The organism is Nostoc sp. PCC 9305 (assembly GCF_963920915.1).
Lineage (GTDB): Bacteria > Cyanobacteriota > Cyanobacteriia > Cyanobacteriales > Nostocaceae > Nostoc.
This window is the reverse complement of record NZ_CAWUDN010000054.1, coordinates 34,057-53,010: the sequence shown is the minus strand read 5'-3', so window position 1 is coordinate 53,010 and position 18,954 is coordinate 34,057. Positions and strand designations below refer to the sequence as shown.

At 42.1% G+C, this 18,954-nt stretch carries 11 protein-coding genes and 1 pseudogene; 5 read left to right on the top strand and 7 right to left on the bottom strand.

Annotation, left to right across the window (positions count from 1 at the left end; genetic code table 11):
• Positions 1-265: 265 nt before the first annotated feature.
• A complete protein-coding gene (locus tag ACM0OX_RS20280) occupies positions 266-2,254 on the bottom strand; it encodes a S8 family serine peptidase (protein ID WP_414516818.1) in 1,989 nt (662 codons plus the stop codon).
• Positions 2,255-2,710: 456 nt separating this feature from the next.
• Here ACM0OX_RS20280 and ACM0OX_RS20275 point away from each other — a divergent pair, with 456 nt between their 5' ends.
• Both ACM0OX_RS20275 and ACM0OX_RS20270 read left to right on the top strand, forming a co-directional pair.
• Positions 2,711-3,214: a hypothetical protein gene (locus ACM0OX_RS20275; RefSeq protein ID WP_414516817.1), complete on the top strand. Its 504-nt coding sequence runs from the start codon at positions 2,711-2,713 to the stop codon at positions 3,212-3,214.
• Between the two features lie 197 nt (positions 3,215-3,411).
• A pseudogene (locus tag ACM0OX_RS20270) lies at positions 3,412-3,705 on the top strand (DUF4351 domain-containing protein); the annotation flags it as partial.
• A gap of 98 nt (positions 3,706-3,803) precedes the next feature.
• Here the strand turns inward: ACM0OX_RS20270 and ACM0OX_RS20265 are convergent.
• From ACM0OX_RS20265 to ACM0OX_RS20250, 4 genes are all read right to left on the bottom strand, one after another.
• Positions 3,804-4,568, bottom strand: coding sequence for a hypothetical protein (locus tag ACM0OX_RS20265; protein ID WP_414516816.1), 765 nt, complete (start codon positions 4,566-4,568; stop codon positions 3,804-3,806).
• A 626-nt stretch (positions 4,569-5,194) separates the two neighbouring features.
• Positions 5,195-6,409, bottom strand: a complete 1,215-nt coding sequence (locus tag ACM0OX_RS20260) for a diaminopimelate decarboxylase family protein (RefSeq protein ID WP_414516815.1) — start codon at positions 6,407-6,409, stop codon at positions 5,195-5,197.
• A gap of 39 nt (positions 6,410-6,448) precedes the next feature.
• Positions 6,449-8,320, bottom strand: coding sequence for an asparagine synthetase B family protein (locus ACM0OX_RS20255; protein WP_414516814.1), 1,872 nt, complete (start codon positions 8,318-8,320; stop codon positions 6,449-6,451).
• A 5-nt stretch (positions 8,321-8,325) separates the two neighbouring features.
• Complete coding sequence (locus tag ACM0OX_RS20250) at positions 8,326-8,949, bottom strand: DUF3859 domain-containing protein (RefSeq protein ID WP_414516813.1); 624 nt, start codon at positions 8,947-8,949, stop codon at positions 8,326-8,328.
• 200 nt (positions 8,950-9,149) lie between these two features.
• Between ACM0OX_RS20250 and ACM0OX_RS20245 the strand changes: the two genes are divergently transcribed.
• Positions 9,150-10,181: a VOC family protein gene (locus ACM0OX_RS20245; protein WP_414516819.1), complete on the top strand. Its 1,032-nt coding sequence runs from the start codon at positions 9,150-9,152 to the stop codon at positions 10,179-10,181.
• A 403-nt stretch (positions 10,182-10,584) separates the two neighbouring features.
• Here ACM0OX_RS20245 and ACM0OX_RS20240 read toward each other — a convergent pair whose 3' ends face one another.
• Both ACM0OX_RS20240 and ACM0OX_RS20235 read right to left on the bottom strand, forming a co-directional pair.
• Complete coding sequence (locus ACM0OX_RS20240) at positions 10,585-10,839, bottom strand: hypothetical protein (protein WP_414516812.1); 255 nt, start codon at positions 10,837-10,839, stop codon at positions 10,585-10,587.
• Positions 10,840-11,173: 334 nt separating this feature from the next.
• Positions 11,174-12,988 carry a ShlB/FhaC/HecB family hemolysin secretion/activation protein gene (locus ACM0OX_RS20235; protein WP_414516811.1) on the bottom strand — a complete coding sequence of 605 codons (1,815 nt, stop codon included), beginning with the start codon at positions 12,986-12,988 and terminating at the stop codon, positions 11,174-11,176.
• Positions 12,989-13,195: 207 nt separating this feature from the next.
• Between ACM0OX_RS20235 and ACM0OX_RS20230 the strand changes: the two genes are divergently transcribed.
• Together ACM0OX_RS20230 and ACM0OX_RS20225 are read left to right on the top strand one after the other, a co-directional pair.
• A complete protein-coding gene (locus ACM0OX_RS20230; protein WP_414516810.1) occupies positions 13,196-18,133 on the top strand; it encodes a CHAT domain-containing protein in 4,938 nt (1,645 codons plus the stop codon).
• Between the two features lie 133 nt (positions 18,134-18,266).
• Positions 18,267-18,887: a hypothetical protein gene (locus ACM0OX_RS20225; protein ID WP_414516809.1), complete on the top strand. Its 621-nt coding sequence runs from the start codon at positions 18,267-18,269 to the stop codon at positions 18,885-18,887.
• The last annotated feature ends 67 nt before the right edge of the window (positions 18,888-18,954 follow it).

Below are 18,954 nucleotides of genomic sequence, written 5' to 3'. Positions count from 1 at the left end.
AAGGAATCATCCTTCTATGTTATATTTTCTCTCTCGACAATTAATCCACCCTGCCCAACCCCCCTTTTTAAGGGGGGCAAAAAATTTTCAAAGTCCCCCTTTTTAAGGGGGATTTAGGGGGATCTTACTATGTTTTGCATTGTGTATAAAGATGTGTGTACACCGTAGCCTTAACAAGGGGGAATTAAGGGGGTTAATATCAAGTCTGGCTAATTAGTTATGATTCCCGAATCTATGCAGAAACCCAAAAACTCTTCCCTCCTACTTAAAATCCGATTTCAATAGTCAAGCTGCGAATCTTTCCTGTATCTCCTTCAGCTTTATCTGCAACTTCCAAAGTCCAGGTTCCTTGGGGACTTTTACCTTTAAAGGCAGCAAGTTTAGGGGTGTTTACCTCGTCATAAATTGTTTTAATATTATCTGTAGCTCCGCCTTGGCGATCGTGCAGATTTATGGGAAGTATGCCTGTTTGCACCGGGGGAAGGAGAGTAACTATAAGATCCCCAATATACGTATGCTCGATATCTACATTAACTTTGATGGATTTTAGGAGGGTGGTATTAGCGATCGCCACCGATAATGTTGATGTTTGCAAGTCGTTAATTGGCACATCTTGCACTGCTTGGAATCTGCTGATGGGTGATGTTTGCGGTGGCTTGGCCAATTCTACAGCTTTCAGAGCATTGATTCGACCGTAACCGTAAAAGGGGCTGCGACCATTGGCATCATATTTACCTCCAGCTGAATCGATGCGATCGCAAGAGCGTTTAATAATGTCTCGCACTTCATCCCAACGCAGATTTGGGTTTCTGGCAAGAATCAAGGCTGCGACACCTGCTGCACCTGGACAGGAACTAGAAGTTCCGCCAAATTCGTTCGTATAGTTGCCTAAAGCCTCACCCAGATTTCGATTACCTGAATTATAGCCAAGTACACCAGAGCGATCGGTTGTCCAAATTCCAGTGGTTTGAGAACTGTCACCATTGTTGCTGGGGAAGGCACACCAAACCGCCTGACCAAAATCACTGTAAGCGCTTCTCGTACCGTAGTCGTTACAAGCTGCCACTGCAATTATTTTTTGGTAGCTGGCGTAGCCGTCATTATCGACGCTTTCGTTACCATTGCCAGCTGCAAATAAAATTACACAGCCCTTGCCATTGCGCCCTTTATTGATTGCAAAGTCTATAGCAAGTCGGGTGGAATCAGGCAAAGGTACTTTTTGCTTGTGTGCGGGATCGTCTGGCTCAAACCAAGTACCGTCTGCTGGGCCCCAACTGCAAGAAATAACATCTGCACCATTTTGAGCCGCCCAAATAAAGGCATCTGCTTCATCCTGCGACCCCAACGCCGAAGCTAAACGAATCGGCATGAGTTTTGCCCCCGGTGCTACACCAGATGCCCCAAAGTTACCGTTTGCACACGCTACTCCTGCACAAGATGTACCGTGGTTATTATCATTTCCCGGTCTGGGATTGTTCGTTTTACGTGTGACATCACGCGGGGCGACAATCTTGCCAGAGGAACGGAACTCTTCATGATCGAGATCCATACCATCATCGATAATTGCAATAATTGTCCCAGTGCCATTGCTCAATTTCCAAGCGGCTTCAACATTGGCATGGGCGTTAATTACCTTACCATCAATTGTTGTTTGCTTTAAGTGCCATTGCTGCGGGAAAACCTGACGTTGGCGTGACTCACGCGCTAGTTCGGGATGACACAGTTCAACTGATTCCTCATTTAGAAGTCTCTCGGCGATGTCAAAGACGGCTATACCAGTATTTGTAGGGGCACTGACAAAATAAGCATTTCGTGCATATTCAAGTTGGCGTTTAATTGTTAAGTTGTAACGTCTTAAAACCTCTTGGCAGACACCTAAATCTTCTTCGCTATCAAATTTAACAAAAAGGTTTTCAGTGTAAACTACAGGTTGTTGGGATACTGGATCGATTAAGACACGTCCAGCAAATTGGACTTCGGACTCATTGTTGAGAATTTCACGGGCGCGATCGCGCAAAGCGACACCCTGATTCGGAACTTTTGCTTGTAAAATTTCTACACCCGCTTGCCGAAACCGTGTTTTTAACTCAAATTGATTGAGGATGCTACGAGCTGTGGGTGATACAGGTGCGACTTCAAAGGATCTTGCACCAACAATAGTGCTACGGCTTTCAGTACGGACGACAACGTGTTCGTTACTGATAGCAAATTCATACTGTTGGCCGTTCTGTCCACCATAGCGAACCTGAACCATTGTTTAATCTCCTAAATGTTTTGAAATTTGGGAATTGGGAAACCGTATTATGCCTTACTTTTAAAGCTTGCTTTACCCATCTTAGGCTTACGTTTACTTTATGGATGCTTCTGATTTCATGTGTTATATGTGTATTACAATACAGAATTTAATCTATCTCAGTTCATACAAACCTTCGATTAGTCTTTCCAGAAAAGAAAAGATTGAAAATCGGTTGTTTTAAGAATCTTCATTATCACTAGGGGCGTATAACTGTGAGGCGTTGCTGAATCAAGGGATGATTCTTGTAGGGTGGGCGACACGAGCGCCCTGAAATACAAGGGACGGGCAAGATGCCCATCCCACAAAACTAGCAAAATCATCCCGCAAATATGCAACGCGAACTGTGAATCACGATGAAAAGAATGTATTTTATACCACTGAAAAACGCTATAACATCATTAGAACTTGAGGAAGATGTTTTATTTTCCGGCTGAGTATTTTCTACAGGTGTATTCTTTACCCCTGATTCCTGAAGTGAGATTTCAAAAAGACTACTTTTCTGAGTATCCCGAACAAATTCGGGTTAGTGGCGATGTAAGCCTACGCACTGCTGTATCTTACACTCGTAAACCTGGGTACTATGCAATACATTACAATCAACCCAGCACTGTGGCAATAGGGGCAATTTTACGACTTAACGACGGTGCGATGTCTACGACGGGCTACGCCTACGCAGTTTTTTCAGGCGAACCCAATCAATCAGAACGGGGTATATTGAGTCCGGTTTATACACTAGAATCCAATGCTTCCTTAGCAGTACCAACTGGACTGGTTTTTATCCGCTTTGCTGAAAGCGTTGATGTGGAGTCGCAACGCGAGGTAATTAATCGAGCTGGTTATGAAGTAGCAGAAAGCCTTTCTTATGCGCCTCATACCGCTTGGTTGCGTGCCAAATCAGGTAATATTGTTGATGCGTAGGCGTAGCCCGTCGTAGACATCGCTGGAATTTCTCAGTTAGAAGCGATCGCTAATGTTGAGAATGTCGAACCTCAAATGCTGATGGAAAGAAGTTTAAGATAAATTACAAATTATACATATTAGAGATATTCTTACTTCTAAGTTGACGGTAATATAAGTAGCATACTTCACTATTGCCTAAATCTTTTTTGGTTGAACGGCAAAACTTGCAAGTTAATCAAAATTCAGAAGAAGACGATCGGGAGTTAATTATGCGATTAAAACCACTTTATCAACAAGATAGGGAACAAGCTATACAAGAAGGAAATCAGCAAGGCGAACAACGTTTAATTCTACGTCAATTAAATCGCCGTTTGGGTGAGATTGATTCATCTACTATTGAGCGAGTTCAAGGATTATCTATTGGACAATTGGAGGCGTTAGGAGAGGCTTTGTTAGACTTCTCAACTATTTCTGATTTAGAAGCTTGGTTAAACCAAAAAATTGAATAAATCTAATCTGTAAATCAATTAAACAAATTTTGTGTGATACTGCACTTTATTCATGTAGGAGCAAGTCATGAATTACCCCTACAACTGAAATTAGAATACTAACCAAAACTTTCAACAACGTACATATCATTTCCTGTATTGCCAACTAAAAGCAAGCTACTGTCATCGCTTTCTAAAGTTTGGCTGCCAGCAATACCCTTTTGCAGAACTTTAATTATTCTTTGGGGAGTGAAAGATTCCAATTCGACAAACTTTCCCGATTCTAACCATGCTAATTCTTCAGCAGATAAACTTTGACGTATTTCTTCAGGCAATTGTTTAGCTGCTTGCGCCGACTCTGGAGAGGATTGAATGAACATTCCGCGCTTAGTGGCGATAATTTGACGTGGCGTTAGTCCAATATCAATAATCGCAATCTCGCTATTGAGAAACCAATTAGCATTGGTTCTCAAATTATGAACTAAAGCAATTCCTCGTGGATTGCAATCATGTATTGCATAGACTTTCAAATCGGGATTGCGCCGCAGCATTTGCATTGTGGTGTCAAAAATGCTTTGGGGATATCCAGTAATGCTGAGGATTGCACAGTTATTTTCAAAGTGAAAATTATTAGCAATTAATAGTTGAGCAATACTAGCAGTATCACAAACGACTAATCTATCAAAACTGTAAGCCGTTACATCAGGATTAATCGTGGCTGGTGTATTTTCTTGCTTTGGCGAAGGAAGAATTTTGAGAATTGAACCATTGATTTGCTGCCAGCGATCTAGCCAATCTTTAACCTGAGATTCAGAAATTAAAAAGTCTTGTGTTAATAATTCAATTCGCCCTATCTGTAGAGTTCCTAAATATATGGGCAGCATTCCTAGGATCACAATAATCACAAAGAGGGGAAATGACTTTAAAGCCAGAATTCCTATCGAAAGGATAATTACTCCTATGATTTGTAAATTCCTCGCATTTTGTTTGCGACTTACAAGATTGAGTTTAGTTGATTTGCTACTTACATAAAAGAAATTAATAAACGCAAGATTTACTATTAACGGTATAATAATCGTTAATGATGTAACCAAGTTAATAACTAAAAAAGGAAGTAACCAGCCAAATCGTGAAATTGACTTAGAGTTTTTTCTTAGACGATTATCTAAAAAAGAAAGCAGTTGCTTTGGTGTAAAAAATAAGGTGTTATTTGCAGAAATGTCAGCGATCGCCTTTGCAAAAAAAGGATCAGTAATCTTCACACTACTCATACTGGTCGGTTCAAAAGCAAAGGTATGATTGCATTTTATACACCGACCTTGATTAGCTGTCCGGTCTTTTAGTTTATTGTCAGTTCCGCAGTTAATACACTTCATAATGGTTGTTTTATGTTAGCTATCAAGCAGCTATAAAAAAAGCTATTTCTCTTCTCTGTGTTCTCTGTGTCTCTGTGGTTCGTTATTCTTTAAATCCAACTATCTCTCCCAAATTTAAGATAATAGAATACTTCTTAACTCAATACCTGATTTGTTAGCAAAACACTGTAGTCTTCGCGCCGACGAATCAAGCGATGTGTGTCATTTTCTAGCAAGACTTCCGCCGGTTTGGGACGGTGTAAAAAGTGAGAAGACATTGCATAACCATAAGCACCGACATCTAGAATGGCAACGAGATCGCCAATTTCTAGCGCTGGGAGTTGGCAATTTTTCCCCAGATAATCTCGTGAATATGTGGTGTTCCCACAAATATCAGTTGTGAATGGATTATCTGCTTGTTTCCAAGTAATAATTTCTCGGTAGCCGCCGTGTACAGAGGGTACTGAAAGATTAGCAACGGTGGTATCAACTCCAACAATCTGTTTTTCTCCTTGCCATTTTACAGAAACAACTTGAGCAAGCAAAGTTGCACATCCTGCGATCGCACTTCGTCCAGGTTCAATCACCAAATCAATTTTCCGTCCTAAACGAGTAATTCTCTCGGTTAACTCAGCCCCAAATATTTCCCAGTCAAAGGCTGTTTTGTTGTGGTGATAAGGATAGCCAAAACCACCACCAAAATCTAAATATTCCCAATCAGGTAACTTTTGTGCTGTGGCGATTACTGTATCGATCGCTTGGGTAAAAGCGGCTGTGGCGTTAGTTCCCGTCCCTCGATAGAAGTGTAAACCACTCAGCTTTAATCCCACCTCACCAGTTAAAGCGATCGCATCAGCAAATTCCTCTGGACGTACACCAATGCGGCTATCTCCGGTAATTTCCGGCAAATTGAGGCGTAAACCCAGCCGAATAGATTTCTCTCTGTGTTTGGGCAAAACTTCACAGCACAATTTCAACTGAGTAAGGCTATCGAGATTGAGTGTTGTAATTCCCCAATTCAGGACTTGTAGCATCTCAGCCTGATTCAAATTACTGCCACTATAAACAATCTCATTAGGATCGAAACCAGCTTGCAATCCTAAATAAATATCTCCTGGCGTATTGGCGTGAAGTCCCCATCCAAATGAACGAAAAATTTTTAACAGCACAATGTTGCCATTAGTAACACTGGCAAACCGAAATTGCGTGCGGGGATAACTGACTGCTTTGCTAATCCGCTCAATAGTTTCGCGCAAGCGATCGCCATTATAAACATAAAGCGGAGAACCGTAGTTATTCAGTAACTCCTCGGCAAATTCCCTGGAGAATGGAGCATTAAGACAATCTTGAGTTAAATTATTTGATACCATTTACCAAAAATACTGATACATTAAATTACGAATTACGAATTACGAATTACGAATTATTTTGTAATTTCTCCATAGCCAACGATGTAACCAAAAGGGATGATCCCAAGACTGTTTAGTTACTTCTTCATTTAAAACGTGCGATCGCCAAAGTTGCCACATAATTAGTAACCAGAGTGTTTCACCAATCCGACGCCCTTGAATAGCTCCTCCTAGATTGCCTTCAACAATTTGTGCTGCGATGTGAGGATAAAAATGGTTGTTGGCGCGAAGTATTTCTGGATTGAGCCAAATGCCGAGTTTATGCCAAAAATCATTTAAACACCAAGAAGTTAAAGGAACCCCCATACCCCGTTTTTGTCGCCAGACAATTTCGGGCGGAAGCCAATTTTCTACAGCCCGTTTGAGGATATATTTTTCACAGGCTCCTTGCAAACAGAGTTCTCCAGATAGGCGGAATGTCCATTCAGCTAAAGGTAAATCACAAAAAGGCGATCGCACCCACAATCCATGAGCAAACCCCAATGCAGTCGCACGGGGATGAATATTCTGCGCTCCTTTGAGCATCAAACTAGCACGGCGGAGGCGATGCAGCAAAGATGGACACTCATTGCGATCTAAAGCTGCCAACAGCCAATCTTCAGGATGCAAATTTTGGATCTGTGCATAAACCTCCGGTTGATAAACTTGAGATTCGTATCCCCCAAGACGATGAAAGGTGCGGAGATATTGCTGGATAAAAGTTTCCTGTCCGGCGGGATTTTCTGCTTGATAAACACCTGCGGCAATTAAAGGTTTGTTTGTCCAACCGGCAAATAATTGATCTCCACCTTCACCGTTAAAAATTACCTGAGTTTCCTGACTCGCCCTTTGAGATAGGAGATATAACGGCACACACACGCCATCTCCAAAGGGTAAATCTAATGCTTGCACAGTCGGAATTAAAGCATTTTCAATCGAACTTGGGGTTACTGCAACTTTAACAAGCGGAATTTTGAGAAACTGGGCGACTTGTTCCGCATAGAGATATTCTGGAATCCCTGCGTTACCAAAATCTAAAGTGTAGGCACGGACTTTCACCCCAGCTTGTACTAGCAGCGCCGCCACCACTGAAGAATCGAGTCCACCAGAGAGAAACACCCCAACAGGCTCATCTTTTAAATCGGCAATTTGTCGCTCAATGGAGTTTTTAAGGAGAGTTTGCAATTCAGTAATTGCTGTAGCTTCATCTGTTAACTGTTCTGGCGCTTCTCGCCATGAGTGGATTTTTTTAGATTCAGGCGATCGCAGAATACCTGATTGGCGATCGCTCTGCCAAATTAATTCAGTTCCCGCCGTCACTGCAAACACTCCATTAATAGGAGTTAAGGGTGTGGGAACGTAAGAAAAACAGCTATAGCCATATAATCCAGAAATGCTAACTTCTGACTGTTGCAAAATCGGTAAAAGTAATTGCAGTTGGGATGCAAACCAGATTATTTGTCCTTGCTGAGTCCAATACAAAGGCACTTTTCCGAAAGGTTCTCTTCCCAAAACTAGGCAGTTGTTTTCCTGGAGACTTACCCAAGCATCGGGTGAACTAAATAATCCTGATGCGGAGATGGCAGCAATTTGATTTTTAGAACTTACACAGAAGAGATCCCCCAACCCCCTTAAAAAGGGGGCTTTCAAGGTTCCCCCCTTTTTAAGGGGGGCTAGGGGGGATCTAGATTTCAGGTGTTCAGCGTGTAAGTCCTGATTTTGTTGCCTTCTGGAATTTCCATCGATTTCTATATAAACAACATTCCAGATGGGAAAAGGCTTTGAATTTTCCCTTTTAGGGGCGAGGTTTTCCACAACACTAGTTAACAGCGCTTCCAACTCCTGTTGAGCGCCGTAACCCCAATAGCCAAGAAAGTGATGCGGGATACCCATCTGGACTATTTAACTTCAAAAGTTGCATCGCTAATCTGCCGATCTTCTAGGAACATCTGCACCTGCCAATTGCCAACAGTTGCAGCCGGATTAATAGTGTAGCGACACTGGGTATCCCAGACAGACGTATTAATTTCGCGGGTTTGATAGTTATTTTGCTTGACAATTTGACCGCTTGGGTCAATCCAATTACAAGAGAGAGCCAGCTTTTTACTCAAAGGTGCATCCTTTAGAGTGACACGATACAACACTTCTGGATTGGTTTGGCGAGAAATTGTTTTTAAGTCGCCGCCATTATCTTGTGTCAAAGTGATGCGGTCTTGTTGAGCAGAAATACGGGAAAGTGTAGAACTTTGCTGCTGCATGAAAAATATTGTCGATGCAATGACCACCACTACAATTGCCACCACTCCAGAGGTAATCCATCGATTCCGGCGTTGTTGTACTTCCAATGCTTGGCGGCGATTTAACTGAATCAGCGCTTCATCTAGTAACTCTGGCGGTAAATTCAACTCCTGTAAAATTTCTCTAACCTGCTGTTGGTCTAGTTCCGCTTCCCGACGCAATTGCAGACCTTCTACTTCTGTAACTATTTGTGATAATTGCTCTTGAGTCAGTCGCTGCGTCATAGCTTAACTCCTGTTGAAAAATTTGATTGCGATCGCTAAATCTCGCTTTTGTAGGTACATCATAAGCTACAAAATAAAGTTGTTGCTTTTCGGATTTTTTAAGAGATACTTTTGTAAACACAGACGCGATGAATCGCCTCTCTACTTCTCACTCTTGTACAGACGCGATTCATCGCGTCTCTCCCAACTCAGCCCTGATTATGACTCAAGAACAACAAACTACAATTGCAGGTATCTATGAAGTCTGCATCGGCATTCCAGAGCCAATTTCTGCAATTCACTATTGGGAGCAATTTGGCTATCGCATTGGTGAAGTGGGTGAATTAACCGCAGATGTCGCCCATCAATTATATGGAGTGAATTCGTCTTTACGCTCAATTCGCCTCTACCACCAAAATGCAGATCATGGTTTGATTCGGCTGATGGTTTGGCAAAATCCCACCAATGAAGGTTTGGGAATAGCGTCAATGAAAATTAAGGGAAATCGCTGGGCAACAAGCTTAACTGCGGATGTCTTGAATATTTTAAATCATATAGAGGATGCAAAAGCGGCAGGTTTTCCTATTAGATACTCTAACCCTTATTGGGAAGTCATCTACAACAAAGAAAGAAAAAGCCGTCCTTTTCTTGAGCCAGCAATTGGTGTGCGAGAAATGCTACTACTGCAACCCTTAGCTCGACAGGTTTTGTTTCAACGGTTTGGCTATACATTACCGCATTACGGACAAATTAACCAGAATGCGCCTCTCAAGACTAGTCAGTTTACCCATATAGGAATCATTGTTCAGGATGATAGCAAAGAAACTCTGAAGTTTTATGAAGAAGTTTTGGGTTTGCTGCGTGTACGTGATGATGTTGAAACTAGCTATGAATCTTCGCCAGCAGGTAAAGATATTTTTGACCTTAACCCTAGTGAAAAGTTTATTGTCACTACCTTTGACGATCCTCGTTCTTCTAAGTCTGACCTGATGGCTACACGTAGTGGTAGACTTTATGTCGTTCGATTCCCAGAATCTATTAATTTAGAATCACGCTTTGAAGCAGCCCAACCAGGTAGCTTGGGTATGTCTTTATATACCTATCGGGTTAAAGGAATACAGGAATATTGCGATCGCATCAAGGCGAGTACTGCACAAAAAGTTACAGACATTATTAGCAATGAATTTAGCGAGACGAGTTTCTCTTTTATTGCACCAGATGGTTATTTCTGGACTTTGCTAGAAGGTAATTAACTAAACATCTGACGAAAAAGAATGTAGATATGCAAAATTTTGCGTCTATTACTTGTTACCTGTAACTACTAGAACAGGACTTACGCAAAATATCTCTCAACCTCTTATTCCTCCGTGTTCTCTGTGTCTCTGTGGTTCGATTTTCCGTTACCTGTGCGTAAGTCCTATAGAATTAACATGACGAAAAAGAAGACTTCTTGCAAAAGCCAAAAAATAGCCCGAAAATGAATTTTCGGGCTAATAACTCAATTCGTTTGAAACTGGCTATGAAAGTATTTTTCGTCTGTTTCAACGAACTTTTGCTATTAGCTAGAGACTCAAGTCTCTAGCTGTTCAAGTATTCTTGCAATAGTATTTTTGTAATGGATTTAATAAAAATCCCCAATATCTCCTTCACATTAGTTTAAATTTCTCTATTTCCGCCAATAGAGAGTTGCTTTTTGCTATGTTTCAACTCTTTCCAAAGAGACTTAATTTGCTCATAAGCCTCTTCCTGAGACAATTTTCCCCCTGTCTCTAGGCAAGTGATGTAACTAATTTTTTGAGAGAATTCTTGCAGGTTGGCATTAAACACCAAATTCTCTGGCTGAAATTTACCATAATACCGGCTACGAGGGTAAAGAAAGCTGTTTTTGTCTTGCGAGTTAGGTTGTGTCATAAGTTTTCTCTTATAATTCTTTCCTTCTTAAATTTATAAACTAAAACTTTTCCCTTTGTGTATATACACAGAATAAAATTAAAATTCCTGAAGAAAGAAGTTAATTTTTTAGTTCAATATTAGGATAAAGCAGAAGAACAGGTAATTAACTGTGGAAAATACTGAATTAAGTACCTCCTCTACCAAAAGGAGTAAGTCAAATGGCATATTGCTTGCGAAAAACACTAAAAGCAGTAAGTGAAATAGGATTTTACCGATCAAAATCGGCTAGCTCAAATACGGCTCAAATAATATCAATGTCCGCATAATTAGTTATGATTACCATAGGTTTTAGTTAGGGTTGATAGCGAAGGCTAAAATAAAAGCCATCATCTTGAGCGTTATTACCGCGATCGCTCAGATCGATAAATGGAAATCCATAATCGAGCCGCAAAAAGAGATTATCAATTCCCATTGCCTGATTCCACAATAATCCTAAGCCTGCGCCCACTAAAAAAGTTTGATTGGGTAGCGGATTGGGATTATCAGACTGATTCCAGACGGCTCCCATATCCACAAATGGCGCAAGTTGAATTGTCGATAATCCAGATTCATTGCGCTGCACTGTAAACCGATCTTCGATCACTACTCGAAATCCATTATCCCCAGAGCGGATATTTTGGCGATATCCCCTTACCGATTGTCCGCCACCAATCACAAATTGCTGGGAAGGTAAAAGGCTATCTGGTGTTAACTGCAAGTCTGCTTGGATGAGCAATAAATGATCGTTACTGAGTTGCTGCACGCGCTGTATTTGACCTAGCCAACTGAAAAAGCGACCATCGGGTATGGGGTCATTGTTGATAGTTGCATTTAATATATCAACGCCAAAATTAAATTGCGATCGCAAAAACCAAGCTCCTTTTGGTTCGCGCCTGATATAGTCTTGAGCAAATTTAATTACACTGGTGCGGCTAACGCCATTAGCATCAGGCCCAATGCCAAAGGGGGTTGCGAGGTTATCAAACAGGAAGGTTTGACCATCTTGATAGGTAAATCCTAAAGATAGGGCAAATTCTTCTTTGGGCGATCGGATCAATGGTTGACGATAATTGATCTCATAAAGATCCTGGTTTGCCCGAATTTCAAAGGCATCAAAGGGTGGCTCAGTAATTTCGTTGCGATTAAATGCCGCTCGAATCTGCACTTTGCCGTTCATGGCGTTCACGGGAACCTGATAACTAAAATCAAAGGCATCGGAACCACCAGAGAGTGTATGGTAATAGGAGCCAGCTAACTCATCTCCCATACCGGTTAAATTGCGCGATCGCAATTCAACACCCAATCTTTCCGCGCCAATACTGGGAGGCGAATAATTATCTACACCCAAACTACCAATTAAAGTTTTTGCCTCTTCAACTCTAACAATGAGAATACTTTGACCAACTTTACCCGTTGGACGCAAACTCGCTTCCACATTGGTAAATAAGGGATCGAGTCGCAATAATTTCAACTGTTCTTCGAGCTTACCAGTATTCAGAGGAATACCAGCACCTAGTTGGATGCGACTACGAATATAAGATGGGTTTAATCGTCGCGTTCCTTGGATGTCAATCTCTGTCAAACGTCCTTCCAACACCCGAATTACCACAACACCATCTGCGGTACTAGATTGTTGAGTGTCTGGAATCGCTCTGGAATTTATATAGCCTTTATTTAGGTACAGTTGGGTAACGGCATCGGCGGCTTGTCTGATTTCTTCTAAAGTTAAGTCCCGTTCTTCAAACGGTTTCACTACTGGATTAAAATCATTTTCCTTAAAAACTGTGCTACCTACAACCTGGATTTTGCGAACCCGAATGCGTTGTGGTGTTTCTGGTTGTGGGTTAGTTGCTGGAGTAGTTTCTGTTTCTTGTACTATTTGTAACTCTGACTGACTACTATTTGGAACCGAGTCCGGTGTAAAAATATTAGCTCTAGCTCTCAGTCCATTTGCAGTTACAATCCAGACCGCAGGCAGAATTAACAAGCCGCACCGAAAGCTGAAACTGTGCTTACTGCATTTAGTAATTGCCAAACTGCGCCAAGTGTCTAACTGATGAGATAAATAGACAATTCTTTGCTGAGTCGTTGCTCTAGGCTGAACACCAGTTTCTGTTTCTTTTCTCATTTCTCTTCAGTGGAGTGCCTTATATAACGACTGGGCTGATTTTGATTTTGGAGTATGTTATGGCTGTATGAATATTTCAATATCATATTTTTGATATTCAAATTTCAAAAGATTTGTAACTAAAACTATAATTACCAGCGATTTCTTCTAAGTGATAGCCCTTAGCATTATATTGTGGTAACAGGTAGAAAACTTGGGAAAACTTCGATGTCACCACTGATTTCCATTGTCATCGTCAATTACAATCGGGAGTCTTACCTTGAAGAAGCGATCGCTAGTGTCTTAGCGCAGACATGGCAAGACTTTGAGCTATTAATTTGGGATGATGGCTCCACAGATAAATCGGTGGCGATCGCTCACAGATATGCTCAACAAGATGGGCGAGTGCGGGTAGTTCAAGCACACCATCAGGGAGTTGCTGCGGCTTGCAAGGCGGCGATTAGCCAAACTAGCGGCAATTACATCGGTATATTAGACAGTGATGATATCCTAGCCCCTACCGCCCTTGCCCAAACCGCTACAGTCCTCAACCGTTATCCAGAAACGGGATTTGTTTACACCGACTACTTAAATATTGATCGAGACGGCAAAGTTATCGGCTATGGCGATCGTTGTAACATACCTTACTCTCAAGAAGGTTTGTTGGTAAATTTCATGACGTTTCACTTCCGCTTGATGCGGCGATCTGTTTACAACCGCGTGGGAGGTGTCAACGCGTCCTTTGCTGGTAGTGCTTATGATTACGACCTATGTCTGCGACTTTCAGAAGTAGCCCAAGTGCTACGAGTCAAAGAGCCTCTCTACTTATATCGAAATCATTCTCAAAGCATCTCTGTTACTAGACAAAAAGAACAAATACTCTGGTCTAAGCGAGCGATCGCTCAAGCACTCTGGCGACGCGGATTAGCAGATAAGTTACAAATCGATGTAGAATTACCCACGGGTCGCTTTATATTGCGGCGCAAAAAATCCTTATTGTCTCATATCGCCGCTTCAGTCCTAGTTATTGCCTCATTGGTAAGTCCTAGATTAGCCCAAGCACAACAAATAGTTCCTGCTAACGATGGGACAAACACAATTGTTACACCCAACGGCAATCGACTCGATATCACTGGTGGTACAACCTCTAAAGATGGTGCAAATCTTTTCCACAGCTTTCAGCAATTTGGGATTTCACCAGAACAAATCGCCAATTTTCAAGCTAGTCCAGCGCTGCAAAATATCCTTGGTCGAATTACAGGCGGAAATGCTTCGGTTATTAATGGCTTAATTCAGGTAACAGGTGGCAATCCTAACCTTTTTTTGATGAATCCAGCCGGATTTATTTTTGGAGCAAACGCCAGTTTAAATGTGCCTGGTGCTTTCACGGTGACAACAGCTAACGGCATTGGTTTTGGCAGCAGTTGGTTTAACGCTATCGGTGTTAATGACTACACTAATTTAGTTGGAAACCCCAACGGATTTGCCTTTAGTACAAACCAAGCAGGAGCGATCGCCAATACTGGAAATTTGACAGTAGGTACTGGGCAAAATTTGAATTTATTGGGCGGTACTGTAGTCAACACTGGGCAACTTTCAGCACCGGGAGGGCAGATTAACGTTACATCAGTACCAGGACAAAATTGGGTGCGTCTCAGTCAGCCAGGAAATCTCTTGAGTCTAGAAATTCAGCCCCTCGCCTCTAGTAGCAGCCAACCCAATAACTGGACAATTCCCATTAAATCTTTACCCGAATTGCTCACAGTTGGAAACACAGGGTTAACTGCTAATCCTGATGGGACTGTAAAATTAACAGCCTCTAATGTGACAATTCCCACAACACCAGGGACAACTATTGTTTCTGGAGTTGTGGATGTATCAAGTCAAACAGGCGGTACGGTAACTGCTTTGGGTAAACGAGTCGGGGTGATTAATGCCAACATTAACGCCTCTGGAACCAATGGGGGCGGTACTGTGCTAATTGGTGGTGATTACCAAGGTAAGGGGACTTTACCCAACGCCGATCAGACTGATATTAACTCTAACTCCGTCATTAATGCTGATAGCAATTTGAATGGAAACGGCGGACGCGTAATTGTTTGGGGTAACGACACAACCCAATATTATGGCAACATCTCGGCTCGTGGCGGAACAAATGTCGGCAATGGTGGTTTTGTAGAAGTATCAGGCAAAAATTCCTTGACCTTCAACGGTTTGGTAGATACTTCAGCCGCCAATGGCGGCTTTGGGACGTTATTAATAGACCCCAGCACACTTACTATTATCGATGGTACAGCAGGGACGGGTAGTTTTGATGGCACAGCTGATAATATTGCCTTTAACGATCCAGATATTGGAGCTAATACCGTTTCTTGGGGTGCGATCGCAGCTTTAGGACTGGGTGCAAATATCAACTTACAAGCTACAGGTAATATTACCATCAACGACATCACCGGAGCTACGCCTTTAGTAACTACCCTTGGTGTCGCTACATTAAACTTGGGCAATGGCGGTAGCTTCAACCTGTCTTCACAAAATGGTTCTGTAAACTTTGCTAATCCTGCCAACACAATCAAGACAACCGGAGGAGCCATTAGCATCATATCGGGAGCCAGCCTATTATTGGGAAATTTGGATACAACTGGGTTTGGATATGGTGGTACATCTATAGCTGGAGCGGTGAATTTAAGTGCCACAGGCGACATCATCACAGGTAGAATTAATTCTTCTGCAACTAATGGCAATAACTCAGGTACAGGCGGCAATGTAGTCGTAACAACCACCGCAGGCAGTATTACCACAAGGGCCATTAACTCATCTGCATCAAAGACAGTACCAGGTGGAGATTTTACAGCTAAATCTGGTGCAGTTAGTTTAACTGCCAGAGATAATATCACCGTGAATGACAGTATTGATGCCTCAGCAACAGCTACTAACGTCAATGGTATTGCAAGTGCTACAGGTGGCAACGTTACCCTAAAGACTACCAATACATCTGACAGTAAAATTATTTTTACCAGTATTAATACTCAGGGTATAACAGATTTTTTTAATGGTAACACAGTCAAAGGTGGCGATGTACAAGTGCTGACGAACGGACTAATTCAAGGAACAGCAGCAGGTAACACCATCGCTACTGGTGGATTTTTTGATCTGAGAGGAATTCCTAACGTTCAACCTTTAGCGGGAGGTACTATCACAATTCAACATGATGGTGGGCGAGATAATGTAGATTTTATCGTCGGTAATGCAAGTATCAACGGCACAGCCGGAACACTTAATACGGGGGGAACTTCAATCACCGCTTTAAGTAACTTTCCAGTTTTACCTAATGGCGGAGATGCTAACGGTACTCCAACCGGCATCACCATTACATCTGTCAACACACCGCCGACATTAACAGCAAACTCATCGCTACCCGATACCCAGACCAATCAACCAGTGACCTTAACGTTCTCTAGTTTGGCTCCGCTGGTCAGCGATGGTAATAATGACATCACGTCCATCAAGGTCGATGTCGTGAATACGGGAAATATCACTGTCAATGGCGTTCCCGTCATCCCTGGTGTTACAACCTTATCTAGCGGCGATACTTTGGTATACACACCTCCAGCAGATACAAATGGGTCACTAAATGCCTTTGTAATTAGTGCAAATGACGGCGTTTCCTCTTCTGCACCTGTACAGATAGGAATCAACGTCAGTCAAACTCCTACTCCGAATCCTGAGACTCCGAATCCTGAGACTCCGAATCCTGAGACACCGAATCCTGAGACACCGAATCTTGAAACTCCGAATCCTGACCCCTGCACATTCCAATGCAATCTACCAAGTAAACCGAATAACCCTGTCCTCAATAATCCTAAGATTGATAACCCCGTTCTTAATACCAACCCCACTCCCGAAGATAATTTCACAGATGATTTTGCCGACCATTTAGGCATACCTACCCCTAGAATAAAAACACTAGATGATGCCAAAGAAATTGCTCGCAAAATTGAAGAAGCTACTGGTGTTAAACCTGCATTTATATACATCAGTTTTGTCCCTATAGAAATTCTACCAGAGGGAAATTTAGGCAAAGCTCAAAAATTTACGAAACCGTTAAATACCGTAGCAGAAAAGGATAGCGATCAACTAGAAGTATTAGTAGTAACCGGAAAAGGTAATCCTATCCGCAAGCGCATCCCAGAAACAACTAAAGCCAAAGTTCTGCAAGTAGCTCAAGAATTTCGTGACCAAATCGTTAGTCCACAAAACCGTCGTCGCACCGGTTATTTGCGTTCATCTCAACAACTTTATCGCTGGATTATTGCACCATTAGAGGCAGATTTACAGGCGAGAGAAATCAACAATCTGGTCTTTTTACCAGACATTGGGTTACGTTCAACCCCAATGGCAGCACTTCACGATGGTAAAAGATTTCTAGTAGAAAAATACAGTATTGGCTTAATGCCTAGTCTTAGTCTGACTAATACCCTCTATAAAGACATCAAAAAATCTCAAGTTTTAGCGCTGGGGGTTTCTCAGAGTACTCAGGGACAAGAGCCTTTACCAGCAGTCCCTCTGGAGTTATCAACACTAGTATCTAAACTCTGGCAGGGCAAATTATTGTTAGACAAGCAAGCCACTTTAGAAAATCTCAAAACGATCCGCCGCCAACAACCTTTTGGAATTATTCACATGGCAACCCATGCCGATTTTGCCACTGGCGCTTTGAGTAATTCCTATATTCAACTGTGGGAAGACAAGTTACGCTTGAATCAGCTACGACAGTTGCGGCTGAATGAACCCGAAGTTGAAATGCTGGTGTTGAGTGCTTGTAGAACAGCTTTGGGTGATGAAGAATCCGAACTAGGATTTGCAGGTTTAGCAGTGCTGGCAGGTGTGAAAACTAGTGTTGCGAGTCTTTGGTCGGTTAATGATGCTGGGACAGCAGCGTTGATGACGAAATTTTATGAGAACTTAAAGACAGCCCCGATTAAAGCAGAAGCCCTCAGAGAGGCTCAGGTAGCTATGGCCAAAGGGCAAATTTACGTAAAGGATGGACAAGTACAAGGTTTGGGAGTCGTTGGGAACTTGCCTTTACCTGCTGACAGTGCTGATGAATCACTTATGCATCCTTATTATTGGGCTGGATTTACAATGGTTGGTAATCCTTGGTGAAGATAAGAAATATGGAGTCATAAATCGAGCGACGTACTTCTAGTGGATACTACGCTTGAAAGATGTGTCTTCTTGCGGATGAACGCTACAATCTATCAGAAAATCAAGAAATAGTTAAATCCAGAGTGGCTTCATGACGGCTAATTTAACACCTAAAGCGACATTTGACTTTATTAACGTGCTATCCCAGGCTGCGGCTAAGTATAGAGAACCAAAAAGTATACGCCCTAGTGCTGAAATATTAGTAAAGGCATTGCTACAAGCAGAAAAAACTGCCAAGCAACAAAAATTGACTTATCCGTTTGAGTTTCTGCTCGGTAAATGGCAACTTTGCTTTGTCACTGGCACTAAGAAAAACAGAGGTAGCGGCGGAATTGTATTAGGCAACGGTTTCTATGTACCCAGGTTCATGGCAATCCATGTTTCCTTTAATGCCACTTTGGAACAGGATTCAGGCAGAGGCGAAATTGCTAATCAGGTTGAGCTTAATCCAGTTTCACTGAAGCTCACGGGGCCAGTGCAATATTTCGGGAAGAAAAATTTATTGGCCTTTGACTTTAATCAGATGATTATCAATTTGTTGGGTCGTGTTATTTACAACAGAGCAATCCGTGCTGGTAAAGTTAAAACAGAAGATTTCTACAACCAACCTATAGCTAAACTACCCTTCTTTGGCTTCTTTTTAGTGACAAAAGATTTCATTGCAGCTCGCGGTCGTGGGGGAGGATTGGCATTTTGGATTCGAGAAACTTAAAGACGCTTGCAGAAAATCAAGCAGTCTTGCTGGAGGCAAAAGGAAAAAGGATTTGACTTATTTGTTT